Raw genomic sequence first — 23,395 nt, 5'->3', positions numbered from 1 at the left:
GAACGCTCCTGGATGCTCGGGGCCGATGGCCGTCGCGCACCACGCTATCACGTTGGTTAGGCTTACCTAACGCGCCACGCGTCGCTCCGCACGGTTCAGAAGAGCTCCGCCCCGAACGAATGCCCCTGGACGAGGGTCGCGTGCCACTCGATCGCGGAGCCGTCGGTCAGGGACGCCACCTGGTCGACCACGGCGCGCAGCCGGCCCGCGTCGTCCTCGGCCTCCCGCCAATCCGCCGCGAACATCGGCTCGAGGTACCGCTCCCCCGTCTCCTCCAGCAGTCCCACGAGGTCCCCGAGGACCTCCTGCTGCCGCTGGTAGATGGGCTGGCGTTCCTCGCTCGTCATGACGTACGCGGTCGCGAGGCCCTTCATCGCGGCGATCTCGTGCTCCGTCTCCTCCGGCACGATGAGCCGGCCGTTGAAGCGCGTGAGCGGCTCGCTGCCGAACTCCGCGGCCGTCGCGTCAAGCGCAGACTGGCAGAACCGCCCGATGAACTGGCTCGTCATGTCCTTCAGCGCCGCCATCGAGCGACGGGAGCCGTCCGCGTGCGGAACCCACTCGTCGGTCGCCTCGAGGCGCCGCAACGCGGCGTCGATCGTCGCGTCGTCCATCCCGGGCAGGTACCAGCGCCGCGTGTACTCGATGACCCTCCCGCGCTGGTCGGCGTTGCGGATCCAGCGCAACTGGAACCGGCCGGCGACGATCGCGTCCTCGACGTCGTGCACGGAGTAGGAGATGTCGTCGGCGAGGTCCATGACCTGGGCCTCGACGCACTTCTGCTGCGGTTCCGGGCGCGCCCCGGAGGCACCGTCGTCGTTCCCGGAACGGAGCCACTCGAAGACCGGGAGGTCGTCCTGGTAGACCCCGAACTTCCGCGTCGGCGTCCCGTCCGCCTTCAACGGGGCCTCGGGCCGGGCCCACGGGTACTTGCAGGCGGCGTCCAGCGTCGCCCGCGTCAGGTTCAGGCCGGCCGAGCCGCCCCCGGGGCGGAAGGCCTTGGTCTCGAGACGGGTCAGCAGGCGCAGCGTCTGGGCGTTGCCCTCGAAGCCGCCGATGTGGGCGGCGAGGCGGTCCAGCGCCTTCTCCCCGTTGTGGCCGAACGGCGGATGCCCGAGGTCGTGGGCGAGGCACGCCGTGTCCACGACGTCGGGATCGCAGCCCAGCGTGGCGCCGAGCTCGCGCCCGACCTGCGCGACCTCGAGCGAGTGCGTCAGGCGCGTCCGGACGAAGTCGTCCGAGTAGGGGGCGACGACCTGTGTCTTCGCCCCGAGCCGGCGCAGGGCCGAGGAGTGGAGCACGCGCGCGCGGTCCCGTTCGAAACTCGTCCGGTAGGACTTCTTGGGTGGTTCGGGGACCCAGCGCTCCTCGTCGTATGCGCTGTATCCGGGCACGGGACGTCCCGCGGTACCGGCCGGCCAGGCGGCGGTCCGGCGCTCAGCCACCCGAGACGTCCAGCTCGGCGGCGGAGATCATGGCCCGGTGCGCGGCGCTCAGCTCGCGGCTGTCGAGCCACCCGTCGGGCAGCGTGGTCCGCTTGGGTGATCCGGCGCGGCCCCGCGGGCCCTCGGCGTCCGGCCCCGGGTAGGGGGCCCCGGCGTCGAGCTCGGCCAGGAGCGCGCGCAGCGTCGCGAGGTCCGGCACCGTGGCGAGGGAGGCCCGCAGCTCCCCGCCGACCTGGTAGCCCTTGAAGTACCAGGCGACGTGCTTGCGGATGTCGCGCAGGGCCTTGCCCTCGTCCTCGAAGTACTCCACGAGCAGCTGGGCATGGCGGTAGAAGCTGTCGGCGACCTCCTTCAGCCCCGGCCTGAAGCGGCGCCCGGATCCCTCGAACGCCGCCTGCAGGTCGCCGAAAAGCCACGGCCGCCCCTGGCATCCGCGGCCGATCACGACCCCGTCCACACCCGTCTGCTCGACCATGGCGACCGCGTCCTCGGCGCTCCAGATGTCCCCGTTGCCGAGCACGGGGATGTCGGGCAGCGCGTTGCGCAGCTCCGCGATGGCGTTCCAGTCGGCCTGCCCGGAGTAGTACTGGCTCGCCGTGCGCCCGTGCAGGGCGACGGCGGCGACGCCGGCGTCGCGGGCGATCCGGCCCGCCTCGATGAACGTCAAGTGGTCGTCGTCGATGCCCTTGCGCATCTTGATGGTCAGGGGGACGTCCCCGCGGGCGGCCTCCCGGGCGGCCGTCTGCACGATCGCCGTGAACAGCTCCGTCTTCCAGGGCAGGGCCGATCCCCCGCCGCGGCGCGTCACCTTGGGGACGGGGCAGCCGAAGTTCAGGTCGATGTGGTCGGCCCGGTCCTCCTCGACCAGGAGGCGCACGGCCGCGCCGACGGTCTTCGGGTCCACCCCGTAGAGCTGCACGGAGCGCACGTCCTCGTCGGCGTCGTGGGAGATGATGCGCATCGACATCTCGTTGCGCTCCACGAGCGCGCGGGAGGTCACCATCTCGGCGACGTACAGTCCGCCGCCGTATTCGCGGCAGAGCCGCCGGAAGGCGCGGTTGGTGATGCCGGCCATGGGCGCCAGGACCACGGGCACGTCGATGGTCAGCCGGCCCAGCTTCAGGGGCGGCAGTTCCAGCTTCGTGGTGCTCGGGGCGGCGGTAGTGGCAGTCACCCGTCCATTATGTCAAGAGGGGGCAAATCGGCGGCGCCCGTCAGCCGGCCCGGCTCGCGAGGGGATCACCGGATGCGCCGCCACCCGCGGCGCCCGCGGCACCGGGCCCGCGGCCCCTCCCCGGGCCGACGGCCTTGACGACGAGGACGGCGATGCCCGTCGTCACGGGGATGGCCAGGACCAGGCCGATCGACCCGACGAGCGTCCGGATCACCTCCTCCGCCAGCTCGCCGCTCGTGAACGTGTCCAACAGGGCCCGGTCGTAGAGGCTCAGGAGGATCAGCACCGGCAGCGCGGCCCCCGCGTAGGCGAAGGCGATCGTGTAGACCGTGGAGGCGATGTGGTCGCGGCCGATCCGCATGGCGGACGCGAACAGCTCCCCGGCGCTGCGGTCCGGCGAGGCCTCGGCGAGCTCCCACACGGCGGAGGACTGCGTGATGGTGACGTCGTTGAGCACGCCGAGCCCGGCCACGAGGAGGCCGCAGAGGATGACGCCGGACAGGCTCAGCTGCGGGACCTGGTTGACGAGCGTGTAGGAGGCGTCGTCGCCGACCCCGGTCAGGTGCGCGGCGCCCGTCGCCCAGGCCGCGAGGACCGTGGTCACCATGAGCCCGAAGATCGTCCCGAGCAGGGCCGTCGTGGTGCGGGCCGTGAAGCCGTGGGCGAAGTAGAGCACCGCGATCATGATCATGGAGGAGCCCACGAGGCCCACGAGCAGCGGCGGCTTCCCCTCGACGAGCGCCGGCAGCATGAACACGGACAAGACGCCGTAGGCGCCGACGAGCCCGAGGAGCGCGCGGAAGCCGCGCCACCGCGCGACGAGGCAGACGACGGCCGCGTAGACGACGGCGAGCAGCAGGATGGGCACGGTCCGCACGAAGTCCACGAACACGTAGGGCGCGGCCGAGCCGGTCACGGCGCCGCGCAGGTCGAGGTACCGGATCTTGTCCCCGGCCTGCACGCCCGTCGAGGCGACGATCTCCGGCGGGACCTCCACGGGGACGGCGCTGCCGCCCGCCGACGGCAGCACGTAGGAGACCTCGCAAAGCTGCGCCGTCCCGCCGGCGTCCGCCGTGGCCCCCGAGGACGGGCACTCCTCGGTCACCGTGCGCTGCACGGTTCCCGAGGCGAAGACGACGCCCGCTGCCGTGGAGTAGGGGTCTCCGAGCGAGACGCGGTCGGCCGCCGGCCCCGGCCAGAGGGCCACCGCCCCGATGCCGGTGAGCACGGCCAGCGGCAGCAGGATGGCCGCCAGGATGACCGTCGCGCGGCGTCGGCGCAGCGGATCGCTCAGAACGGGGCCCTCGTGGCCGTGGCTGTGTCCCATGCGGGTTCCTCCGGCTCGCGTGCGGCTACTGGTCGGAGACGATGTGCGTCGTCGTGACGACGGTCGCCTGCCCGGCCGCGATGAGCGCGTCGACGAGGTCGTCGAGGGGCTGCATCGCGTCGTCGACCTCGAGCTTGACCGGGTACTGGTGCGCGAGCATCGCGAGCAGGCCGGAGAGCGCCTCGCGGGCTGCCGGCTCGGCGAGCGAGGGATCCCAGCCCAGGAGGACGTCCGCCGGGGCGTCGAGGCGGTCCGGCTCGTAGCTGACGGCGAAGGCCAGGATCTTCCCGCCCTGCTCCCGCGGACGGTCGCGCAGCACCACGGCTCCCTTGGCGCCGGTCGGGTCGCCGAGGAGCATGGTCTGCGCCCGGCCAAGCGTCATCTCGGAACGGTCCCAGCCGTGGACGGCGTTGTAGAAGTCGGCGACGAGCTGGGTCAGCTCGACCGAACCGGTCGCCGATTCCTCGAGCGTGAGCCCGTCCTCCTCGAAGACGGGCAGGGGCAGGCCGCCCGGTTCGACGACGACGTCGCGCGAGCGCTGGATCGGGTGCAGCCCGAGCGACGCGGCGAAGGCGGCGGCGGCCTCGCCGTCGGCCCCTTCCACGGTGTACCGGGCGCGGACCGCGGTGGTGCCCGACGGCGGGACCTCCTCGCGCAGGCGCCGCAGCAGCTCGGTGCCCACGCCCGCGCGGCGGTTCTCGCGCGCGACCTCCGCGTAGAGCCACAGCCGGTCCGGGTGGAGCGAGGATTCGAAGAGCGTCGCCGCGGCGACCGGGACGCCCTGGTCCTCGGCCACGAGCGTCCGGGCCCAGGGATCCCCGCTCGCGGGCCGCAGCATCGTGCGGTCCAGATGGGCCTGCGGTGTGGCGGGGTCCCCCCACACCTGCAGCAGGGCCAGGTCGTCGCCGTCGGTCCAGGGACGGTAGCTCAGCTCGGCCATGCTCACGCTCCCAGCAGACGCGCCGCCAGGTAGCTCCGGACCTGGTCCAGGGCCACGCGCTCCTGCGCCATCGTGTCGCGCTCGCGGATGGTGACGGCCTGGTCCTCGAGCGTGTCGAAGTCCACCGTGATGCAGAACGGCGTCCCGATCTCGTCCTGCCGGCGGTACCGCCGGCCGATCGCGCCGGCGTCGTCGAAATCGATGTTCCAGTGCCGGCGCAGCTCGGCGGCGAGGTCGCGCGCCTTCGGCGAGAGCTCCTCGTTGCGGCTCAGCGGCAGGACGGCGGCCTTGACCGGGGCCAGGCGCGGATCGAGCTTCAGGACGGTGCGCTTGTCCACGCCGCCCTTGGCGTTCGGGGCCTCGTCCTCGGTGTAGGCGTCGACGAGGAAGGCCATCATGGACCGGGTCAGGCCGAAGGACGGCTCGATCACGTACGGGGTGTAGCGCTCGCCCGTGGCCTGGTTGAAGAAGCTGAGCTCGGTGCCGGAGCCCTTCGTGTGGGAGCCGAGGTCGTAGTCGGTGCGGTTGGCGACGCCCATCAGCTCGCCCCACTCGGAGCCCTGGAAGCCGAAGCGGTACTCGAAGTCGATCGTCCCCGCGGAATAGTGGGCGCGCTCGTCCTCGGGGACGTCGAAGCGGCGCATGTTCTCGGGGTCGATGCCCAGGTCCAGGAACCACGTCCAGCACTCCTCGACCCAGTCCTTGAACCACGTGTCGGCGTCCTCGGGAGCGGTGAAGAACTCGATCTCCATCTGCTCGAACTCGCGCGTGCGGAAGATGAAGTTGCCGGGCGTGATCTCGTTGCGGAACGCCTTGCCGATCTGCCCGATGCCGAACGGCGGCTTCTTCCGGGACACGGTCAGGACGTTGTTGAAGTTCACGAAGATGCCCTGGGCCGTCTCGGGGCGCAGGAAGTGCAGGCCCGCCTCGTTGTCCACGGGGCCGAGGTAGGTCTTGACCAGGCCGGAGAAGAGCTGGGGCTCGGTCCACTGCCCCTTGGTGCCGCAATCGGGGCAGGCGATGTCCGCCATGGACTCCGGCGCGCGCCCCTTCTTGGCCTCGAAGGCCTCGAGGAGGTGGTCCTGGCGGTGGCGCTTGTGGCACGAGGTGCACTCGACGAGCGGGTCGGTGAACGTCGCGACGTGTCCGGAGGCCTCCCAGACCTGCTTGGGCAGGATGATGGAGGAGTCGAGCCCCACCATGTCCTCGCGACCGCGGACGAACGTCTGCCACCACTCGCGCTTGATGTTCTCCTTGAGCTCGGTGCCCAGGGGTCCGTAGTCCCACGCGGAGCGGGATCCGCCGTAGATCTCACCCGCCTGGAAGACGAAGCCGCGCCGCTTGGCGAGGGAGATGACCTGGTCGAGCTTGGACTGGGGCGCCATGAATACAACTCCAAAGGTTCACGTGGCCGCTGGTTGCGGTCCGCAACGGGGGTGGGAAATGCTACCGACACAGCCTAGCGCGGCGCCTTGCCGCCGCCGCAATCCGTCGCCGGCAGCGGGGGCCGGGTGGCTCGGGCCGGGCGCGGAGGAGGGAGGCGCGGTCCGTGCGAGGGGGGAAGGATTCGCGGTCTGCGCGGGGGCGGAGGACGACGCCGGGGCCGCGCCTACCGCGGGCGCCGTCCGGGAAGGCTCGCGAGGACGACCGCGCCGAGGGTCACGAGCGTCCCGAGGACCGTGGCCGGGGCGATGATCGTTCCCGGAGCGGGCAGGACGAGGTCGATGGCGAGGGAGCCGACGAGCTGGCCGGCGATCATGCACAGCCCGGAGACCAGGACGCCGAGGGAGCGGACCAGGACGGCGCCGATGGCGATGAAGATGCAACCGAACAGTCCGCCCGTATAGAGCCACCACTCGCCCGGCCAGGAGGCGGTTCCGCCGCCGACGAGGACCTTGACCGCCCACGCGGTGGCGAGCACGAGGGCGCCGGCGGCGAAGTTGAACAACGTCGCGGTGATCGGGGTGCCGTAGCGGGCGGCCTGCGTCCCGTTCATGGCCTGCTGGAACCCCATGAGCAGCCCCGCCGTGAACGGCAGGAGGACGGGAAGCAGGGGGCCCGGGTCGCCGTCGCTTCCCGGGGTCATCCGCGGAGACACGGCCCACGCGACAGCCAGGACCATGACGACCGCGGCGGTCAGGCGCCGGACCGTCACGGCGCGGCGGCCTCCGGGTCCGAAGCCGATCCGGTCCACGAGCAGGCCGCTGATCGTCTGGCCTGCGACCACGGCGACCGTGAACACGGCCACGCCGATGAGCGGCACCGCGCTCGCCTGGCCGAGGACGAGGTAGGCGCCGAGCACGCCGGCCAGGAGGTACCAGCGGGGGAAGTCGCGGTCGCGGAGGGCCGCGCGCGCCTGGGCGAGCCCCCGGCGGCCGGCGGGGAGGGCGAAGGAGAGGACGGTCATGACGATCAGGCCCGTGGCGAAGCTGACGGTCGCGGCGCCGGCGCCGTCGTCCATCGCCGTGCTCAGTCCCCCGTTGACGCGCCCCTGCAGGGGCATGAGCAGTCCCGCGAAGACCGCCAGGAGGAGGCCGGCCCAGACCGGGAGCACACGCCGGGCAGCGGCGGATCCGGGTGCGGGCATCGGGCGGGGTACGGGGCTCTGGCTCACCGGCCCATGCTAGTGCGTGGCCCCCAGGGGCACGGCCTCCATGACGGCGCGCCCGCGGGGCCCGCGGGCGTTCACCACTGGATGTCGGCGGGGGCGTCGAGGGGCCGGCGGAGCGCGTCGTCGGTGGTCACGGCGAGGGTGTCGGCGTCGTGCAGCGGGGCGTCGAAGCGCAGCCCGGTCCGGTCCTCGAGCTCGGCCACGGAGACCTGGTACGTGCGGAACTCGTCGATCTCCAGGGCCTCGAGGACGGAGAGGTTCTGCGTCAGGAGGAAGGCGCGTGCCGTGAGGTGGTCGTCGTGGAGGAAGGCGACGAGCTTCCAGAACTCCCGCGGGATCGGAACGCCGCGGTAGACGCGGTCGTCGTCGTGGAAGACGGGTCCGCCGAAGACCGAGGCGCGCAGCCCCTGGACCTCGACGTCCTCGAAGAGCGCGTCCTCGATGCGGCCCCAGACGCCCTGGCGGCTGCTCTGGTTGAAGTCGTCGAGCTGCGGGGCGATGTTGGTGAAGTAGAAGGAGTCCCGATTGGCCGCCTCCGCCTCTTCGCGGCCTCCCCACAGCAGGTCGGCCCGCCGGGCGATGTGTCCGCGGTCCAGGCGGTTCGCGGAGTAGAGCTCGTCGCCGGCCTGGTGCCCGGCGGGCACCCGCCGGTCCTTGGTGAAGCGGATCCCGGTGCGGTTGAGCCTCATGAGTCCTCCGCCGTCGATGTTCCACGCGACCCAGCGCGCCAGGCGCCTGGCCCCGTGCATGGACAGGGAGAAGTGGGCGTAGGGGACGACCTCGCCGTCGTCGTACGCGACCGCGGCTCCCTCCCCCGCCCGTGCCGGCGGCTCGATGGCCGGGCCGAGGAATCCGGGGTCGTATCCCGTGCGGTGCGCGTTGCAGTCCATGGCTTCCCCCTGGGGTCCGGTCCTGGGTCCAACGCTACTCCTGCGCCGGGGATCCGGCGAGGGGTCGCGGCGGACGACGGCGGTGCCGGCCTCCGGTCCGCCGGGGAGCGTTCCGGGGGCGGAGGACGCATGGTGGATGATGGTTCCATGAGCGCACACGAACCGCTGCCCGTGGCCATCCGCGACGAGTCGATCCGCCTCGGCCAGCTGTTGAAGCTGGCCTCCCTCGCGGAGGACGGGATCCAGGCCAAGGAGTTCATCGAGAACGGGCTGGTCAAGGTCAACGGCGATATCGAGACGCGCAGGGGCCGCCAGGTCCGCCCGGGCGACGAGGTCGAGGCGAACGGGGAGCGCATCCGCGTCGAGTCCGGGGCCTGAGCCCGGAGCGCGGCGCCGCGCCCGGATCGCGCTACGCCTCGGCCACGCTGCGGTCCAGGACGTGGTGCCGCAGGAACTCGGAGACGTGGCCCATCTCGGCCTCGTTGATCGAGTGCGGCAGTCCGGCGTAGAGCATCTTGCTCAGCTCCGCATGGTCCCTGGCCCATGCGAGGGTGTGGGCGATCTTGTCCTCGCCGATGACGGCGTCCGCCTGGCCACGGCCCCAGAACAGCGGTCGGCGGAGCCGGCGGGCCGCCTCGTCGTCGAAGAACGCGTCGCCGCCCGCGTCGACGGCGAATCCGGACAGCCCGACGACCGCGTCGACGTCCGCGGGGCGGTGGCGCAGCACGGACGTCGCCACGGCCATGCCCATGGAGAAGCCCAGCAGCGTCACGGAGCTGTGCTGGTCCCTGACGGCGTCCAGCCACGACCAGACGTCCCCGCAGGCCTCGACGACCTTCTCGACGGAATAGTCGATGTCCTGGGTCAGGGGGAACCACGTGAAGCCGGGTCCGAGGGCGTGGGGCGCGCGCACCGAGGCGATCGTGAACTCGGCGGGGAGCAGCGGCGCCAGGCCGATCAGGTCCCGCTCGTGGGACAGGTAGCCGTGGAACATGACGAGCAGGGGCGTCCCCGCCCGCTCGGACTCGGGGCGGGACCAGACGACAACGGGATTCCAGGCATGCGCACTCATGGAGACCATTGAACCACGCGCGTCATTGAAGCTTGAAGCAATACGTCGGACCTGGGCCCGGCATGGCGCCGAGGGCCTCGATTTGCGAGGATGTACCCGTGAGTAACCACAAGACCTCCCCCTGGTCCGACACGGTCGGCGACGACGCCCGTGACGTGGAACGGCATCCCTGGCGGCGCTACGTGGCCCTGGGCGACTCGTTCACCGAGGGCATCGGCGACCCGGATCCATCCTCCCCCGGCGGCAGCCGGGGCTGGGCGGACCGCGCGGCCGAGGAGCTCAGCCGCGGCGTGGAGGGCTTCGCCTACGCCAACCTGGCGATCCGCGGGCGCCTGCTGCGGCAGATCCACGAGGAGCAGGTCGGCCCCGCGATCGAGCTCAAGCCCGACCTCGTGAGCATCTGCGCCGGCGGCAACGACGTGATCCGGCCCAATGGCGACCCCGACGCGCTCGCGGCCGAGATGGACGTCCTCATCGGCGACCTCGCGGCCACCGGGGCCACTGTCGTCCTGTTCAACGGCCCCGACATCGGCACGACCCCCGTCTTGAACACCCGGCGCGGGCGCGTGGCCATCTACAACGAGAACCTGCGCACCGTGGCAGCGCGGCACGACGCCGTGGTCGCCGACCTCTGGTCCCTCGGCGAGCTGCACCACCCGGCCATGTGGGCCGAGGACCGGCTGCACTTCTCGGCGCTGGGCCACCACACGATCGCCGCGATGTTCCTGGACACCCTCAACGTGGCGCACGAGCTCGAGCCCCTGCAGGTCAAGCCCGTGGTGCCGAAGCCCTGGCGCGAGGCCCGCCGCGAGGACCTCGTCTGGGCCAGGACCCACTTGACCCCCTGGGTCCTGCGCCGCCTGCGCGGCCGCTCCAGCGGCGACGGGGTCACCGCCAAGCGCCCGCTCGCCTCCCCGCTTTCGACGGGCACGGTGGGCGCCGGCGATCCCGAGCGGCAGCACGGGGAAGGCTAGGCGCGGGACGCACGCCCGGCCCCGCCGGGTGGAGGGGTCCGGGGCCCGGCCGCTCCCGCGGCTCAGCCGGCGAAGACCGTGGCGCGCAGCGGCGCGTCGAGCTGCGTGATGTCCGTGAGGAAGCCGTCATGCCCGATCGGCGAGTCGATGGCGTGGACCGGCGGACGGCCCGGCAGGAGCGCCGCGAGGCGCTCCGACTGCTCCGGCCAGTACAACCGGTCGCTCGTCACCGCGGCGATGAAGAAGCGGGTCGAATCCAGACGCGCGAGCGCCGCCTCCACGCCGCCCCGGCCGCGGCCGACGTCGTGGCTCATGAGCGCCTCGGTCAGGACCAGGTAGCTGTTGGCGTCGAAGCGCGCCGCGAGCTTGTCCGCCTGGTGGTCCAGGTAGCTCTCCACCTGGTAGCGCCCGCGTTCGGACGTCGCCGAACCGAGCGGGCTCTCCCCGGGCTGCGCGGCGCGGCCGAAGCGCGACTCGAGCTCGGGCTCGGAACGGTAGGTGACGTGCGCGATCCGGCGGGCGATGCCGAGCCCGCCGACCGGACCCCGCGCCCCCTGGGCGGTACCGCCCGGGTCGGCCCCGGCGTCGTAGTAGTCCCCGCCGGCGAAGCCGGGATCCAGCCGGATCGCCGCCGACTGCGCCTGGGCGAACGCGATCTGCTCGGCGCTCGCCTGCGCCGTCGCGGCGACCACGACGCAATGCCCGACGCGGTGCGGGAACTCGGCCGCCCACTCGAGGGCGCGCGCGCCACCCATCGAACCGCCGACCACGGCATGCCAGCGGTCGATTCCGAGCTCGTCGGCGAGCCGGGCCTCCAGCCGTACGGAGTCCCGGATCGTCGTGAACGGGAAGCGCGAGCCCCAGGGGACGCCGTCGGCATCGGGCGACGAGGGCCCGGTGCTGCCGTAGCAGCCGCCGACCATGTTGGCGGCGACGACGAAGTACCGCTCCGTGTCGATGGTCCGACCCGGGCCGATGAAGCCGTCCCACCACCCGGGTTCCGCCCCGTCCCCGCGCGCCACGTGGGTGTCCCCCGTCAGGGCGTGCTGCAGCAGGACCGCGTTCGATGCGTCGGCGTTGAGCCTCCCCCACGTCTCGTAGGCGAGGTCCACGGCGGGCAGGAACCCCCCGGTCTCGAAGGCGAAGGCGCCCGTGCGCAGCACGCGCAGGATGCCGTCGCCGGAGGGCACGCCGGACGGGGCGGCCGCCTGGCCGCCCCGTCCGATCGTGCCGCGTGCGGTGTCGACGTCGATGCTCACTTCACCGCTTCGAGGTCGGCGGCCGGAGCGTCGGCGGCGGAGGCCGCCGCGAAGCCGCCCTCCAGGTCCGCGATGATGTCGTCCACGTGCTCGATGCCCACGGCGATCCGGACCAGGCCGGGCGTGACGCCGGCCGAGCGGCGTTCCTGCTCGGTCAGCTGCGCGTGCGTGGTCGACGCCGGGTGGATGGCCAGGGAGCGCACGTCGCCGATGTTGGCGACGTGGGAGTGCAGCTGCAGCCCGTCGATGAAGGCCTGGCCCGCGGCGGCACCGCCGGCCAGTTCGAACGCGATCACGGCTCCCGTGCCGCGCGGACCGTACTTGCGTCCGCGCTCGAACCACGGGCTCGAGGGCAGCCCCGCATAGGCGACCGACACGACGTCGGAACGCGCCTCGAGCCACTCGGCGACCTTCTGGGCGTTGGCGACGTGGCGCTCGACCCGCAGGCTCAGGGTCTCGAGGCCCTGCGCGATCAGGAAGGCGTTGAAGGGCGCCACCGAGGAACCGAGGTCGCGCAGCAACTGCACGCGGGCCTTGAGGATGTAGGCGAGGTTGGCCCCGAGGATCCCGTCCACGCCGAGGTCGCGGGCGAAGACCAGTCCGTTGTAGGACTCGTCCGGGGTGTTGAAGCCCGGGAACCGCTCCGGATCCGCGGCGTAGTCGAAGCGGCCGGCGTCCACGATCACGCCGGCGATCGCCGTGCCGTGGCCGCCGAGGTACTTGGTCGCCGAGTGGATGACGACGTCGGCGCCCCACTCGATCGGGCGGACCAGGTACGGGGTGGACAGCGTGTTGTCCACGAGCAGCGGCACGCCGGCCTCGTGGGCCGCCGCGCTCACGCCCTCGATGTCCAGCACGTCCTGGCGCGGATTGGAGACGACTTCCCCGAAGAAGGCCTTGGTGTTGGGCTTGACGGCGTCGCGCCACAGCCCCAGGTCGTCCGGGTCGGCGACGAAGGTGACTTCGACGCCGAGGCGGGCGAGCGTGTGCTTGAGCAGGTTCTGCGTCCCGCCATAGAGGCTCGGGCTGGCCACGATGTGGTCGCCGGCGCCCGCGACGTTCAGGATCGCGAACGTCGTCGCGGCCTGCCCCGAGGACAGGAGCAGCGCGCCGACGCCGCCCTCGAGGTCCGCGATGCGGTTCTCCACGGCCTCCTGCGTGGGGTTGCCGATGCGCGTGTAGATCGGTTCGAGCTCGGCCAGCGCGAAGCGGGCCGCGGCGCTCTCGGCGCTCGGGAAGACGAACGAGGTGGTCTGGTAGATCGGCAGGGCCCGGGCGCCCGTGGCCGCGTCCGGACTCTGGCCGGCGTGGATCTGGCGCGTCTCGAAGTTCCAGTGGTTGGACATGGTGGCTTCCCTTCCATCGAAGGGCCGTTCCCCCGTCCGGCGGCCGTGCCTGCCGACGGGGTCGTGACCCGCGCTTGCCGGGCATCGGGATTGATGCTCGGCCCGGTCCTCACCCGGGGCACCCCACCGCGAGTGGAGGGTTGCCGGCCAGCAAACCGGGGTTTAGCGCTGGCACTCATGACCTGGGATCCAGTCTGGCCCGGGAGCGGGCGGGGCCGCAAGCGGCGCCGCGCGAATATGACGCGGCGTGAAAGCGGACGCGCCTCCGCGGCCGCCACAAGCAAGGGGAGCCTAAGTCGAGACCCACATCACAAAGTGCCATCATGAACCCATGATGAGGTTGGACCATGTTTCATATGCGTGCGGACAGGACGGTCTGGCGGCCACGGCGGCCAGGATCGAAGAACAGCTGGGGCTTGAATCGGTCAAGGGCGGTGTCCATCCGCGGTTCGGGACGCGGAACGTGATCTTCCCGCTCGAGAACAAGCAGTACCTCGAGGTCGTCGAGGTCCTGAACCATCCGGCCTCGGACAAGGCCCCGTTCGGGCAGGCCGTGAGGGCCCGCTCGGAAATGGGCGGCGGCTGGATGGGCTGGTGCGTGGCGGTGGAGGACCTCGCCCCCTTCGAGGAGCGGCTCGGACGCGCCTCGGTCCCCGGCAATCGCAAGTTCCCCGACGGCCGCGAGCTCACGTGGCAGCAGATCGGCATCAAGGGCCTGATCGCCGACCCGCAGGTGCCCTACATGCTGCGCTGGGACGACGGCACCGAGGAGCTGCACCCCTCCAAGGCGCTGGATCCGGCCGGCCGGATCAGCCGCATCGCGATCGCCGGTTCCGTCGAACGCGTCCGCGAGTGGCTCGGCACGCCGGAGAAGAACCCGCTCGAGGGAGTGGACGTCGAGTGGCAGGCCCCGAACGGCACCCCCGGCATCCTGTCCGTGACCTTCGAGACGCCGAACGGCCCGGTCACCCTCTAGCCCACGGCCCGCAAGGCGGGCCCGCTAGGAACCGATGCCGATCGCGGGCCCCAGGAGCGCGTATCCGACGAACCCGGCCGAGTCCAGGAGCGCGTGGGCGATCACGAGCGGCATGACCCGGCCGTAGCGGTGGTAGAACCAGCCGAAGGCGAGTCCCATGAGGGCGTTGCCGATGAACGGCCCGAACCCCTGGTAGAGGTGGTAGCTGCCGCGGAACAGCGCGCTGGCGACGATGACGGCCCAGGGGCCCCAGCCGATCCGGCGCAACACGTGGAAGAGGAAGCCGACGACGACGACCTCCTCGAGGATCCCGTGGCGCACCGCGGAGAGGACGAGCACGGGGATGGTCCACCAGAACGGATCCAGGGCCGCGGGGACGATCGCCGTGGTGATGCCCAGGGCCCGGCCCGCCGCGTAGACGCCGAGCGTGCCGACGCCGATCGCCCCGAACAGGAGCAGGCCCCAGCCGGCGTCGGGCCACGGGCGGCGGCCATCGAAGCCGAACAGCCGGAAGCCGTTGCGTCCGGCCTGGTGCAGGAAGAAGAAGACGAGCGCGACGGGTACGAGCGAGAAGCCGATGTCGAGGAGCTGGTACGTCAGGTCGAAGTACTGCCGGTCGTTCAGGCTCGTGTTCATGCGCGTCGTCTGCTGCGCGAGCGGCTCCCGGGACAGCTTGTCCAGCAGGTTCACAACGGCGTAGACGGCGGACTGGCCGAGCGAGAGGGCCAGGACCAGAAGCAGCTGGGCCCGCAGCATGTTCCGCTCGGTGCCCACGGCGGGCGGCTCGGGGTGCTTCATGGTCACCCAGCCTACGGCCCCTGCGGCCCCGGGGCGGCACCGAGCTCCCCCCTGCGCCGGAAGCGGTGGCCCCCGGGCACGGAACAGCCCGGCGGCTCCGCGTGGTGGCGCGCTTCCGCCGGGCTGTCCGTGGCCCGTGGCCGGTGGTGCCTGCTAGGCCAGGGCCGCGACCGCGGCGTCGTAGTCCGGTTCCTGGCCGGTCTCGGGGACGAGCTCGGTGTGCAGCACGGTGCGGTCCGCATCCAGGACGACGACGGAGCGCGCGTGCAGGCCCGCCAGCGGGCCGTCGATCAGCGTGGTGCCGTAGTCCTGCCCGAACGCGGAGCGGAAGGTGGAACCGGCCACGACATTCTCGATGCCCTCGGCGCCGCAGAAGCGGGACAGGGCGAACGGCAGGTCGGCGGAGACGCACACGACGGCGGTGTTCTCGAGCGAGGCGGCGAGTTCGTTGAAGCGGCGCACGCTCGCGGCGCAGACGCCCGTGTCGATGCTCGGGAAGATGTTCAGGACGACCCGGCGCCCGGCCAGGTCCTCGCTGCTCAGCGCGGACAGGTCCGCGGCGGTGAGCTCGAAGCCCGGGGCGGTGGTGCCGGCGGTCGGAAGCTCGCCGATGGTCTGGACGGGGGTTCCCCTGAATGCGGTGGTTGCCATGACTCCTGTCTATCACGGACGGCCCGGCGTCACGGTCCGTGCTACGCGCCGCCCTGCGCCGCGTCGGCGGCCGGCCGCTCGTCGTCGGCCGCGTCCTCGGCCACGACGACCTCGTAGCCGGCGCCCTCGAGCAGCGCACGCTGTGCCTCGTCCAGGTCGGCGTCGGTCACGACGTGGCCGAACCGCGCGCCCTCGAGCGAGACGAACGCGCGCCGGCCGATCTTGGAGGAATCCGCGACGACGTAGGCGCGGGCCGCCCGGGCCGCCATGAGCGAGTTGACCGCCGCTTCGGCCTCGTCGTGGACCGTCGGGCCCTCCGCGTCGATCCCGCCGACGCCGATGAAGGCCAGGTCCAGGCTGACGCGCTGCAGCGACTGCTCGGCAAAGGAGCCCACGAGCTCGTACGAGCTGGGGTTGAGCACGCCGCCCGTGGCCATGACCTTGACGTGGCTGCGGACCGCGAGCGTCGTGGCGATGTTGACCGAGTTCGTGACCACCGTGATGCCGGGCTGCCCGGAGGGATCGGCGAGGTCCTCCCGCAGGCCGAGGTGCGTCGCGATCGCGCTGCACGTCGTGCCGCCGGTCAGCCCGATGCTCATCCCCGGTGACACGAGCGAGCCGGCGAAGGCCGCGATCGCCCGCTTGCGTCCGGCCGCCGCGTCCCGCGTGTACTTCCCGGGCAGGTCGAAGGAGAGGGTGTTCGTCGTCGCCCCGCCGTGCGTGCGGGTCAGGAGGCGCTGCGCGGCGAGGGAGTCGAGGTCGCGCCGGGCCGTCGCGGGCGAGATACCGAGCCGATCGACGACGTCGCCGACTTCCAGCTGGCCCTCCTCCGCGAGGAGGTTGAGGATCTCCCTCAGGCGTTCACTGCGTTGCATTCCCGCTCCTTGTCGCTCCCGCGCCCACCGCGCGCCGCCCTAGCAGCATATCTAGCGGGCGGCCGGCACGGCGCGGTCCGCGCCGGCGAAGAGCGTCAGGAGCCGCGCGGCCTCCGCGGACATCGCGCGGCGGCCCTCGGCGAGGTACTTGCGCGAGTCGACGAGTGCCGGGTGGGCGTCGAGGTGCGCGCGGACGGCCTCGGTGAAGAAGCGGTTCAGATGCGTGGAGACGTTGATCTTGCGCATGCCCGCCGCGATGACCGCGGAAATCACCTCGTCGGGACGCCGGAGAAGCCGTGCAGCACGAGCGGGACGTCCAGCGCGGCGTCGAGCCGGGCGATGAGCTCCAGGTCCAGAGAGGCGCTGCGCTCGAGCATCGCGTGGGAGGAGCCGACGGCCACGGCGAGCGCGTCCACTCCGGTCTGCTCGGCGAAGGCCGCCGCCTCCCCCGGGTCGGTCCGCACCCCCGGCGCATGGGCTCCGTCCTTGCCCCCGACCTTGCCCAGCTCGGCCTCGACGTACACGCCGCGCTCGTGCGCGTAGGCGACGACGCGGCGCGTCGCGGCGACGTTGTCGGCGTAGTCGAGGTGGGCGCCGTCGTACATCACGGAGCCGAAGCCGAGGTCGACGGCGGCGAGCGCGAGCTCCTCGCTCTCGGCGTGGTCGAGGTGGACGGCGACGGGCACGGTCGCGCCGCGGGCGGCCGCGAGGCACGCGGCGGCGATGGGCTCGAGCGCACCGTGGTACTTCACGCAGTTCTCCGAGATCTGCAGGATGACCGGCAGCCGGGCCTCCTCGGCGGCGGCCACGAGCGCATCGGCCGTCTCGAGGTGGATCACGTTGAACGCGCCCTGGCAGCGGCGCGCGGCGACGGCGGCGGACCAGGAGGCCGCGCGACGCAGGAGCCGTTCCGGACTCGCGTCCGGCTCGAGCAGTCCCGCGGCGATGGCGGCGACCGCGGCGTCGCCGGCCCCCGTGGGGTTGCCGCTCAGCGGGGCGGGCAACCGCGCGGAGATCCACCGGCCGGGCGCGGCGGCGTCGAACACGGCGAGCCCGTCCTCGCCCGAGCTCGCGAACACGCAGCGGGCCCCGAGCTCCAGGAGCGCGGCCGCGGCCGTGGGCAGGTCCGGCGCCCCGGTGGCCTCGAGGAGCTCGTGGTGGTTCGGCTTGAGCACGTCGGCGCCGGCCCGCGCCGCGGCCAGGAGCGCGGGTCCCGAGGTGTCGACCATGACCGGGGCCCGGCGGCCCTGGCCTCGGCGACGAGCCACGGGTGGAAGTCCCGGGGCGCGTCCTGCGGCAGGCTTCCGGAAGCGACGACGACGGACGCCCCGGCCAGCAGGGTCCCGGCCGCGTCGCGCAGTCGCGACCACTCGGCCGCCTCGAGCGCCGGGCCGCGCTCGTTGAAGACCGCTGTCCGCCCGTCCGGCTGCACGAGCGCGAAGCTGCGCCGCGTCGTGCCGGCGACCGGGACGAGGTGGTGCGGGATGCCGCTCGACTCGAGTTCCGCGGCAAAGGCCGCGCCGACGGGCCCTACACACGTGGCCAGCGCCGTGACGGGCACGCCCTGCGCGTGCAGGACGCGGGCCACGTTGAGCCCCTTGCCGCCGGCCCGCGAGGCCGGGGCGTCGACGCGGTGCGTCCCATCCGGATCGATCCCGTCCACCTGATAGGTCTCGTCGAGGGCCGGGTTGGCGGTGACCGTGAGGATCATGACCGCGCCGCGGCGATCCGCGGCTTGCGGTGGAAGGACAATCGGGCCCCGACGGCGTCGCGGAGCGGGGCGATCAGCGCGTCGCCCGCCTCGGCGAGGCCGCCGCGCGCTCGATGACGTCCCGGGCGCCGCCGACGGGGGTCCCGGCGGCCTCGGAGTAGCGCCGGGCAATGGCCGCGTCGGCCGGCGCGGCCCCCGCGCCGTCCCGGCCCACGCCGAGGGCGAGCTCCGCCTCGGCGGCGGCACCGACGTCGTCCCCCAGGCCGACCGGGAGCCCCAGCGCCGCCCCCAAGCGGTACCGGAACGGGAAGTCCCGCCAGCCGAGGTTCGCGGAATAGACACCGGTTCCCGCCGCCTCGTCCACGATCCCGCACAGCACGACACCGGCCGAGCGCAGCCCCCCGGTCCCGCGCTCGGCTGTGAGGCGTGCGAGGGCCTCGACGACGGCGCCGCCGGGATCGGAGGCGTCGCGGGGCGTGGGCGTCCGGGCGACGTCGATGAGCCGCCCGTCGGCGTCGGCAAGGGCGGACTTGATGTCCGTGCCCCCGACGTCGAAGAGCAGGTGGCGTGCCGCCGGATGCGGTCGCGGGGTCGTGGTCATGGCGTGGTCGCGCGGACGGGGCCTCAGGCCCGCCCGGGCTCCAGGATGACGGAGCGCGTCAGGTTGCGTTGCGGGGGGGCGTCCGGGTCCAGGCCGCGGGCGCGCGCCCGGTCGAGGGTCGTCTTGTGCACGCGGGCCAGGGTGGCGAGCGGGTGCCCGCCGTCGGCGCGGTAGGTGGCACCGGTCGCGGCGACGTCGGCGTCGAGGCCTTCCGGCGCCTCGCCGAAGACCCACGTGACGCGGCCGGGCGCGGCGTCGAGGAGCTCCCGGGGAGTCTCCTCGGACACGGCGGCGCGGGCGTCCTCGACGGCGGCCGACAGGTCGATGCCGACGCTCGTGAGCAGGTAGGCCAGGGCGGTCGTGGCGAAGCGCGTCTGGACGACCGACCGCTCGTCCGCGTACGGCAGTTCGACGACGGAGCCGGCGAGCGTCGTGATCGGCGAGCTCGTGTCGCCCACGATCGCGACGGTGGGGATCGCCGGGTCGATGCGGCGCAGCAGCTCGAGGACCTCGGTCGTGGTCCCGGAGCGCGTGATGGCGACGACGGCGTCGTAGCCGCGCCCGTCGATGAGCGCCTCGGAGGCGGCGAAGGCGTCCGTGACGCCGCGGCCGGCGGTTTCCCGGGCGACGGCGTAGGCCTGGGCCTTGAACCACGAGGTGCCGCAGCCGACGAGCGCGATGCGGGCCCCGTCGGCCGGCAACAGGGACTCGGCACGCGACTGCTCGATGGCCCGCTGCCAGAGCCCCGGCTGGCTCGTGAGCTCGCGCTCCATGTGGGCTCCCAGCCCGGTGGCTGCGTCGAGTCGTTCGCTCGTGGTCACGATGCAGTCCCTTTCACGGGGCCTTGAGGCCGCGTGCATCACATCGTGACTCAATGATTACTTCTGATTGTTTCCCTTGTCTAGTCGTCAAAAACAATCGACGGTGGGGCGATGGTGCCGCGCAGGATTCAGCGCAGGCGCACGCCGTCCTTCCAGACCGCGGCCGTCGACGGCATGCCGGGGCGGTAGGCCAGGTGGATCGCCGCGGGGGCCTCGAGCAGGTGCAGGTCCGCGCGCTTGCCGACCTCGAGGCTGCCCGTCTCCGCCTCGACCCCGAGCGCGAGCGCGCCGCCGTAGGTGGCCGCGGCGACCGCCTCGGCCAGGGTGAGCCGCATCTGCAGCACGGCCGTGGCCACGCAGAAGGCCATCGAGCTCGTGTAGCTCGTCCCGGGATTGCAATTCGAGGCGAGCGCGATCTGCACGCCGGCGTCGAGGAGCTCCCGGCCCGGTGCGAGCGGCTGCCGCGTCGAGAGGTCGCACGCCGGGAGGCACGTGGCCACCGTGCCACGCTCCCCGCTCCGGGCGGCCGCGTCCCAACCGCTCCAGCTGCCGGCGAGCGCCCCGAGGTCTTCGGCGTCCAGGTGGTTGACGTGGTCCACGCTCGCGGCGCCGAACTCGACCGCGAGCCGGACGCCCGGGCCCGGTCCGAGCTGGTTGCCGTGCACGCGCAGGCCGAGTCCGGCCGCGCGACCGGCCTCGAGCACACGCCGGGACTGCTCCGCGGTGAACGCGCCGCGTTCGCAGAAGACGTCGATCCAGCGCACGTGCGGTGCGACCGCCTCGAGCATCTGAGTGCAGACGAGCTCGGTGTAGGCGTCCGCGTCCTGGCCCTGGGGGACCAGGTGCGCTCCGAGGAACGTCACCTGGTCCACGGCCTCCGCCGCGATCCGCGCGTGCCGGGCCTCCTGCGCCACGTCCAGTCCGTAGCCGGTCTTGGTCTCGAGGTAGGTCGTGCCGCCGGCCACCGCCTCGGCGACGCGGGCCGCGACGAGCCCGGACAGCCGCGCGTCCCCCGCGGCCCGCGTCGCCTTCATGGTGGTCCCGATGCCGCCGGCGGCATAGGCCTGCCCGGCCATGCGCGCCTCGAACTCGGCGCCGCGGTCCCCGTCGAAGACCAGATGCGTATGGGAGTCGACCCAGCCCGGCAGGAGCGCGCGGCCTCCGGCGTCGTACCGCTCGTCCGCGGCCGGCGCGGCCGAGGCCGCGCCGATCCAGGCGATGCGCCCGTCCTCGACGAGGAGGGCGGCGTCGCGCAGGACGGTGCCCTCGGCGTCGACGGTGGTCAGCTCGGACACGTGGGTGATCAAGAGGGTGCTCATGCGAACTCCGGGTGGTCGGCGAGGAAGGAGGCGTAGAGGCCGGCGGGGTCGCCGAGGAGCGTGTGGCGCCCGTGTTCGGCCACGACGGTGCCGTTGACGACGACGCGGGCCACGTCCGCGGACGTCGCCGAGAGCATCAGCTGCCCCGGGCGGGAGCCCGCGGTGCGCGTGCTGGCCGCGTCGACCAGCAGGTGGTCGTCGTTCTCCGGGAGCCCCAGGCTGCGCAGGCCGCCGGCGCGCGCGGCGTCCGCGAGCCCGGACGGGCTGAAGCGCCCGCGGATCCCGCTCCGCAGGCGCTCCCCGTGCTCGAGGGCGCGTTGCTCCAGGAAGGGGTCGACGACGGCGTGCTGGTCCGTTCCGAGCGCGATCACCGCGCCGGCGTCGGCGAGCTCCCGGGCCGGACCGATGCCGTCGGCGAGGTCCGCCTCCGTCGTCGGGCACATCACGATCGACGCTCCGGCCGCGCCGAGGAGCGCGATGTCCTCGTCGTCGAGGTGCGTGGCGTGGACCGCGGAGAGCCGCCCCGTGAGCAGCCCGTGCTCGGCGAGCAGCCGCGTGGGGCTCATGCCGTACGCGGCCCGGCACGCGGCGTTCTCCGCGGGCTGTTCCGAGAGGTGCACGTGCAGGGGCGCGTCCGGTTCGGCGGCGAGTCCCGCGGCGATCTCGGCGAGCGCCGCGGGCGGGACGGCGCGGACGGAGTGGATGGCCGCGCCGAGCGTGACGAGCCCGCGGCCGGCGTCCTCCTCGGCGAGGGCGGCGGCGAGTCCGCGGCGGCGGGCGAGCCAGGCGCCGGCGGATCCGTCGCTGAAGCGGCGCTGGACGGGATCCAGCGGCAGCACGGTCCCGTCGGCGGCGAGTCCGCCGTCGAGGTAGCACGTGTCCAGCAGCACGAGCCGGATCCCGGCGGCGATCGCGGCCCGGGCGAGCGCTCTCTCCATGTCGTGGTCGGGGTAGGGCGTGCCGTCGGCGCGGTGGTGGACGTAGTGGAACTCCCCCACGGCGGTCCAGCCGGTCACGGCCATCTCCGCGAACACGGCCGTGGCGAGCCGCCCGTACTCCCGGGGTCCGAGGTGGGAGGCCGCGCCGTACATCTGCTCGCGCCACGTCCAGAAGTCCCCGGCCCCGCCGGCCGCCCCGAGGTGGGTGCGCCCGCGGAGGATGCGGTGGAAGGCGTGCGAGTGGGCGTTGACGGGGCCGGGGACGCGGACCGTGGAGCCTCCGGGGCCCGCGGGCGCGCCGCCCGCGGCGCTCACAGGAGCTCCTCGAGGGCGTCGGCGAGCGCGAGGGCACCGGCGACGGCGTCGGCGTCCTCGACGTGTTCCTCGGGCGCGTGGCTGATGCCGCTCGGATTGCGCACGTAGAGCATGCCCGTGGGCACCTCGGAGGAGAGCACGCCGGCGTCGTGTCCCGCCCCCGTGTCCAAGAGCGGTGCCCCGGGGCTGACCCGGCCGACCGAGCGCTGGAGGGAGCGCTGCAGGGCCGGATCGAAGTGGACGGTGCCGGAGTAGGACTCCTCCGTGAGGGCCACGGTACAGCCCTCGAAGGCGGCGATCTTCTGCGCCTGGCCGTGGATGCGTTCGACGAGCGCGGCGGTGACGGCGTCGTCCGGATGGCGCACGTCGAGCCAGAAGTCCACGCGGGAGGCGATGACGTTGGTGCCGCCGGGGACGGGCTCGAGCCGGCCGACGGTGGCGCGGGCGCCGTCCTGCGCACGGGCCGCCTGGCGGACGGCGAGCACCATCTGGGCGGCGGCGACCAGGGGATCCGCGCGGTCCTCCATGAGGGTCGTGCCCGCATGGTTGCCCTGCCCCGAGACGCTCAGGCGCCAGCGGCCATGGCCGAGGATCGCGGAGCCGACGGCGAGCGCCGGGCCGCGCCCGGCGTGGTCCGTGAACTCCTCCGTGTTGAGGCCGCGGCCCTGCTCCACGTGCAGCTCGATGAAGTCGCCGATGCGGGCGAGCGCGGCCTCGTCCCGGCCCATCCGGTCGGGGTCGAGCCCGTGGGCGCGGGCCGCGTCGGCGAACGTGGTCCCGTCGGCGTCGCGCAGCGCGAGCGCCCGGGCGGGGTCGATCGCGCCCGTCAGGAGGCGGGAGCCGAGGCACGCGACGCCGAAGCGGGAGCCCTCCTCCTCGGGGAACACGGCGATGGCGAACGCGCGGTGCCGCTCGAGCGATCCCGCGGCCTCGCGGGCGCGCAGCTCGTCGAACGCCGCGAGCGCGGAGGCGACGCCGAGCGGGCCGTCGAACGCCCCGCCCCCGGGCACGGAGTCCAGGTGGGATCCGGTGACGAGGGCTCCGCGCCGCGGATCGGGGGACGACGCCGGCGCCCCGCCCGCCCGGGCTCCGGCACCCGGGCGGGCCCCGGCGTCGTCCTTCGTCGCGGGCAGGTCCCACCACGCCCAGATCAGCCCATTGGCGTCGGTCTCCACGGCGAGCCCGCGGGAGGAGGCCTCGGCGGTGAACCACTCGCGCAGCTCGAGCTCGGAGGAGGTGAACACGGGGCGGGTGTAGCCGCCGCGGCGCGCGTCCCTGCCCGTGTCCGCGATCGCGGACATGAGGGGGACGACGGCACCGGCGGCCGACGACGGGGCGGTGGCGGGCATGGG

Annotated in this window: 21 protein-coding genes, 3 pseudogenes and 1 riboswitch; of the genes and pseudogenes, 3 read left to right on the top strand and 21 right to left on the bottom strand. The window is 73.3% G+C overall.

Translation table 11 applies throughout. The annotated features are described in order from the left end of the window. Window positions 1–95: 95 nt before the first annotated feature. The 7 genes from ACQ3I4_RS01470 to ACQ3I4_RS01440 form a co-directional block, all read right to left on the bottom strand. On the bottom strand, window positions 96–1,445 hold the full coding sequence (locus ACQ3I4_RS01470) for a deoxyguanosinetriphosphate triphosphohydrolase (protein WP_329859896.1): 1,350 nt from the start codon (window positions 1,443–1,445) through the stop codon (window positions 96–98). Beyond that, window positions 1,438–2,619: a tRNA dihydrouridine synthase DusB gene (gene dusB, locus ACQ3I4_RS01465; RefSeq protein ID WP_430632665.1), complete on the bottom strand. Its 1,182-nt coding sequence runs from the start codon at window positions 2,617–2,619 to the stop codon at window positions 1,438–1,440. The genes ACQ3I4_RS01470 and dusB overlap by 8 nt, the downstream gene beginning before the upstream one ends. 40 nt (window positions 2,620–2,659) lie before the next feature. Continuing rightward, window positions 2,660–3,946, bottom strand: coding sequence for a YibE/F family protein (locus ACQ3I4_RS01460; protein ID WP_329859892.1), 1,287 nt, complete (start codon window positions 3,944–3,946; stop codon window positions 2,660–2,662). 25 nt (window positions 3,947–3,971) lie between these two features. Next, complete coding sequence (locus tag ACQ3I4_RS01455; RefSeq protein ID WP_430632664.1) at window positions 3,972–4,886, bottom strand: GNAT family N-acetyltransferase; 915 nt, start codon at window positions 4,884–4,886, stop codon at window positions 3,972–3,974. Between the two features lie 2 nt (window positions 4,887–4,888). Beyond that, window positions 4,889–6,271, bottom strand: a complete 1,383-nt coding sequence (locus tag ACQ3I4_RS01450) for a glycine--tRNA ligase (protein ID WP_329859888.1) — start codon at window positions 6,269–6,271, stop codon at window positions 4,889–4,891. Between the two features lie 224 nt (window positions 6,272–6,495). Beyond that, entirely contained in the window at window positions 6,496–7,473 is a 978-nt protein-coding gene (locus ACQ3I4_RS01445; protein WP_430632793.1) for a DMT family transporter, read from the bottom strand. A 98-nt stretch (window positions 7,474–7,571) separates the two neighbouring features. After that, window positions 7,572–8,387 carry a DNA/RNA non-specific endonuclease gene (locus ACQ3I4_RS01440; RefSeq protein ID WP_430632663.1) on the bottom strand — a complete coding sequence of 272 codons (816 nt, stop codon included), beginning with the start codon at window positions 8,385–8,387 and terminating at the stop codon, window positions 7,572–7,574. A gap of 147 nt (window positions 8,388–8,534) precedes the next feature. Between ACQ3I4_RS01440 and ACQ3I4_RS01435 the strand changes: the two genes are divergently transcribed. Beyond that, window positions 8,535–8,765 carry an RNA-binding S4 domain-containing protein gene (locus tag ACQ3I4_RS01435; RefSeq protein ID WP_329859886.1) on the top strand — a complete coding sequence of 77 codons (231 nt, stop codon included), beginning with the start codon at window positions 8,535–8,537 and terminating at the stop codon, window positions 8,763–8,765. Window positions 8,766–8,796: 31 nt separating this feature from the next. On the opposite strand, the gene ACQ3I4_RS01430 is transcribed toward ACQ3I4_RS01435, so the two are convergent. Beyond that, window positions 8,797–9,459, bottom strand: a complete 663-nt coding sequence (locus ACQ3I4_RS01430; RefSeq protein ID WP_430632662.1) for an alpha/beta hydrolase — start codon at window positions 9,457–9,459, stop codon at window positions 8,797–8,799. A 98-nt stretch (window positions 9,460–9,557) separates the two neighbouring features. On the opposite strand from ACQ3I4_RS01430, the gene ACQ3I4_RS01425 reads away from it, so the two are divergent. Then, complete coding sequence (locus ACQ3I4_RS01425; RefSeq protein ID WP_329859884.1) at window positions 9,558–10,433, top strand: SGNH/GDSL hydrolase family protein; 876 nt, start codon at window positions 9,558–9,560, stop codon at window positions 10,431–10,433. A gap of 62 nt (window positions 10,434–10,495) precedes the next feature. Here ACQ3I4_RS01425 and metX read toward each other — a convergent pair whose 3' ends face one another. Continuing rightward, window positions 10,496–11,659, bottom strand: a complete 1,164-nt coding sequence (gene metX, locus ACQ3I4_RS01420) for a homoserine O-acetyltransferase MetX (RefSeq protein WP_430632792.1) — start codon at window positions 11,657–11,659, stop codon at window positions 10,496–10,498. A 29-nt stretch (window positions 11,660–11,688) separates the two neighbouring features. Next, window positions 11,689–13,038: a bifunctional o-acetylhomoserine/o-acetylserine sulfhydrylase gene (locus tag ACQ3I4_RS01415; protein WP_329859883.1), complete on the bottom strand. Its 1,350-nt coding sequence runs from the start codon at window positions 13,036–13,038 to the stop codon at window positions 11,689–11,691. 65 nt (window positions 13,039–13,103) lie between these two features. Next, window positions 13,104–13,221, bottom strand: a riboswitch (SAM riboswitch). Between the two features lie 148 nt (window positions 13,222–13,369). Between ACQ3I4_RS01415 and ACQ3I4_RS01410 the strand changes: the two genes are divergently transcribed. Beyond that, on the top strand, window positions 13,370–14,014 hold the full coding sequence (locus ACQ3I4_RS01410) for a VOC family protein (protein ID WP_329859882.1): 645 nt from the start codon (window positions 13,370–13,372) through the stop codon (window positions 14,012–14,014). 24 nt (window positions 14,015–14,038) lie between these two features. On the opposite strand, the gene ACQ3I4_RS01405 is transcribed toward ACQ3I4_RS01410, so the two are convergent. The 11 genes and pseudogenes from ACQ3I4_RS01405 to ACQ3I4_RS01355 all read right to left on the bottom strand — a co-directional run bounded on the left by ACQ3I4_RS01405 (window position 14,039) and on the right by ACQ3I4_RS01355 (window position 23,392). After that, a complete protein-coding gene (locus tag ACQ3I4_RS01405) occupies window positions 14,039–14,812 on the bottom strand; it encodes a CPBP family intramembrane glutamic endopeptidase (RefSeq protein WP_329859881.1) in 774 nt (257 codons plus the stop codon). A 153-nt stretch (window positions 14,813–14,965) separates the two neighbouring features. Further along, window positions 14,966–15,463, bottom strand: coding sequence for a thiol peroxidase (tpx, locus tag ACQ3I4_RS01400; protein ID WP_329859879.1), 498 nt, complete (start codon window positions 15,461–15,463; stop codon window positions 14,966–14,968). A gap of 41 nt (window positions 15,464–15,504) precedes the next feature. Further along, a complete protein-coding gene (locus tag ACQ3I4_RS01395) occupies window positions 15,505–16,338 on the bottom strand; it encodes a DeoR/GlpR family DNA-binding transcription regulator (protein ID WP_329859878.1) in 834 nt (277 codons plus the stop codon). Window positions 16,339–16,389: 51 nt separating this feature from the next. Beyond that, window positions 16,390–17,240 (bottom strand): annotated as a pseudogene (locus tag ACQ3I4_RS01390) (class II fructose-bisphosphate aldolase). 21 nt (window positions 17,241–17,261) lie between these two features. Then, window positions 17,262–17,567, bottom strand: a pseudogene (locus tag ACQ3I4_RS01385) (PfkB family carbohydrate kinase); the annotation flags it as partial. A gap of 110 nt (window positions 17,568–17,677) precedes the next feature. After that, window positions 17,678–18,049 (bottom strand): annotated as a pseudogene (locus tag ACQ3I4_RS01380) (PfkB family carbohydrate kinase); the annotation flags it as partial. A 73-nt stretch (window positions 18,050–18,122) separates the two neighbouring features. After that, window positions 18,123–18,650, bottom strand: coding sequence for an ROK family protein (locus tag ACQ3I4_RS01375; protein ID WP_329859876.1), 528 nt, complete (start codon window positions 18,648–18,650; stop codon window positions 18,123–18,125). 23 nt (window positions 18,651–18,673) lie between these two features. Further along, window positions 18,674–19,423 carry an SIS domain-containing protein gene (locus tag ACQ3I4_RS01370; RefSeq protein ID WP_329859910.1) on the bottom strand — a complete coding sequence of 250 codons (750 nt, stop codon included), beginning with the start codon at window positions 19,421–19,423 and terminating at the stop codon, window positions 18,674–18,676. A 176-nt stretch (window positions 19,424–19,599) separates the two neighbouring features. Further along, window positions 19,600–20,790 (bottom strand): imidazolonepropionase, encoded by a 1,191-nt coding sequence (hutI, locus tag ACQ3I4_RS01365; protein ID WP_329859875.1) that lies wholly within the window; start codon window positions 20,788–20,790, stop codon window positions 19,600–19,602. Further along, a complete protein-coding gene (locus ACQ3I4_RS01360; RefSeq protein WP_329859873.1) occupies window positions 20,787–22,043 on the bottom strand; it encodes a formimidoylglutamate deiminase in 1,257 nt (418 codons plus the stop codon). The genes hutI and ACQ3I4_RS01360 overlap by 4 nt, the downstream gene beginning before the upstream one ends. Continuing rightward, window positions 22,040–23,392, bottom strand: a complete 1,353-nt coding sequence (locus ACQ3I4_RS01355) for an allantoate amidohydrolase (protein WP_329859872.1) — start codon at window positions 23,390–23,392, stop codon at window positions 22,040–22,042. The genes ACQ3I4_RS01360 and ACQ3I4_RS01355 overlap by 4 nt, the downstream gene beginning before the upstream one ends. Between the last annotated feature and the right edge of the window lie 3 nt (window positions 23,393–23,395).

Origin of the sequence: Zafaria sp. Z1313 (assembly GCF_050563205.1) — a bacterium.
Taxonomy (GTDB): Bacteria; Actinomycetota; Actinomycetes; order Actinomycetales; family Micrococcaceae; genus JAZDCJ01.
The sequence above is the reverse complement of the archived record's forward strand: the minus strand, read 5'-3'. Positions and strand labels throughout refer to the sequence as shown.

Coding starts and splice junctions, on each gene's coding strand:
- ACQ3I4_RS01460 (WP_329859892.1), bottom strand. CDS start 3,946: ATGGGACACAGCCACGGCCACGAGGGCCCCGTTCTGAGCGATCCGCTG.
- ACQ3I4_RS01455 (WP_430632664.1), bottom strand. CDS start 4,886: ATGGCCGAGCTGAGCTACCGTCCCTGGACCGACGGCGACGACCTGGCC.
- ACQ3I4_RS01450 (WP_329859888.1), bottom strand. CDS start 6,271: ATGGCGCCCCAGTCCAAGCTCGACCAGGTCATCTCCCTCGCCAAGCGG.
- ACQ3I4_RS01445 (WP_430632793.1), bottom strand. CDS start 7,473: ATGCCCGCACCCGGATCCGCCGCTGCCCGGCGTGTGCTCCCGGTCTGG.
- ACQ3I4_RS01440 (WP_430632663.1), bottom strand. CDS start 8,387: ATGGACTGCAACGCGCACCGCACGGGATACGACCCCGGATTCCTCGGC.
- ACQ3I4_RS01435 (WP_329859886.1), top strand. CDS start 8,535: ATGAGCGCACACGAACCGCTGCCCGTGGCCATCCGCGACGAGTCGATC.
- ACQ3I4_RS01430 (WP_430632662.1), bottom strand. CDS start 9,459: ATGAGTGCGCATGCCTGGAATCCCGTTGTCGTCTGGTCCCGCCCCGAG.
- ACQ3I4_RS01415 (WP_329859883.1), bottom strand. CDS start 13,038: ATGTCCAACCACTGGAACTTCGAGACGCGCCAGATCCACGCCGGCCAG.
- ACQ3I4_RS01410 (WP_329859882.1), top strand. CDS start 13,370: ATGATGAGGTTGGACCATGTTTCATATGCGTGCGGACAGGACGGTCTG.
- ACQ3I4_RS01405 (WP_329859881.1), bottom strand. CDS start 14,812: ATGAAGCACCCCGAGCCGCCCGCCGTGGGCACCGAGCGGAACATGCTG.
- tpx (WP_329859879.1), bottom strand. CDS start 15,463: ATGGCAACCACCGCATTCAGGGGAACCCCCGTCCAGACCATCGGCGAG.
- ACQ3I4_RS01395 (WP_329859878.1), bottom strand. CDS start 16,338: ATGCAACGCAGTGAACGCCTGAGGGAGATCCTCAACCTCCTCGCGGAG.
- ACQ3I4_RS01375 (WP_329859876.1), bottom strand. CDS start 18,650: ATGACCACGACCCCGCGACCGCATCCGGCGGCACGCCACCTGCTCTTC.
- ACQ3I4_RS01370 (WP_329859910.1), bottom strand. CDS start 19,423: ATGGAGCGCGAGCTCACGAGCCAGCCGGGGCTCTGGCAGCGGGCCATC.
- hutI (WP_329859875.1), bottom strand. CDS start 20,790: ATGAGCACCCTCTTGATCACCCACGTGTCCGAGCTGACCACCGTCGAC.
- ACQ3I4_RS01355 (WP_329859872.1), bottom strand. CDS start 23,392: ATGCCCGCCACCGCCCCGTCGTCGGCCGCCGGTGCCGTCGTCCCCCTC.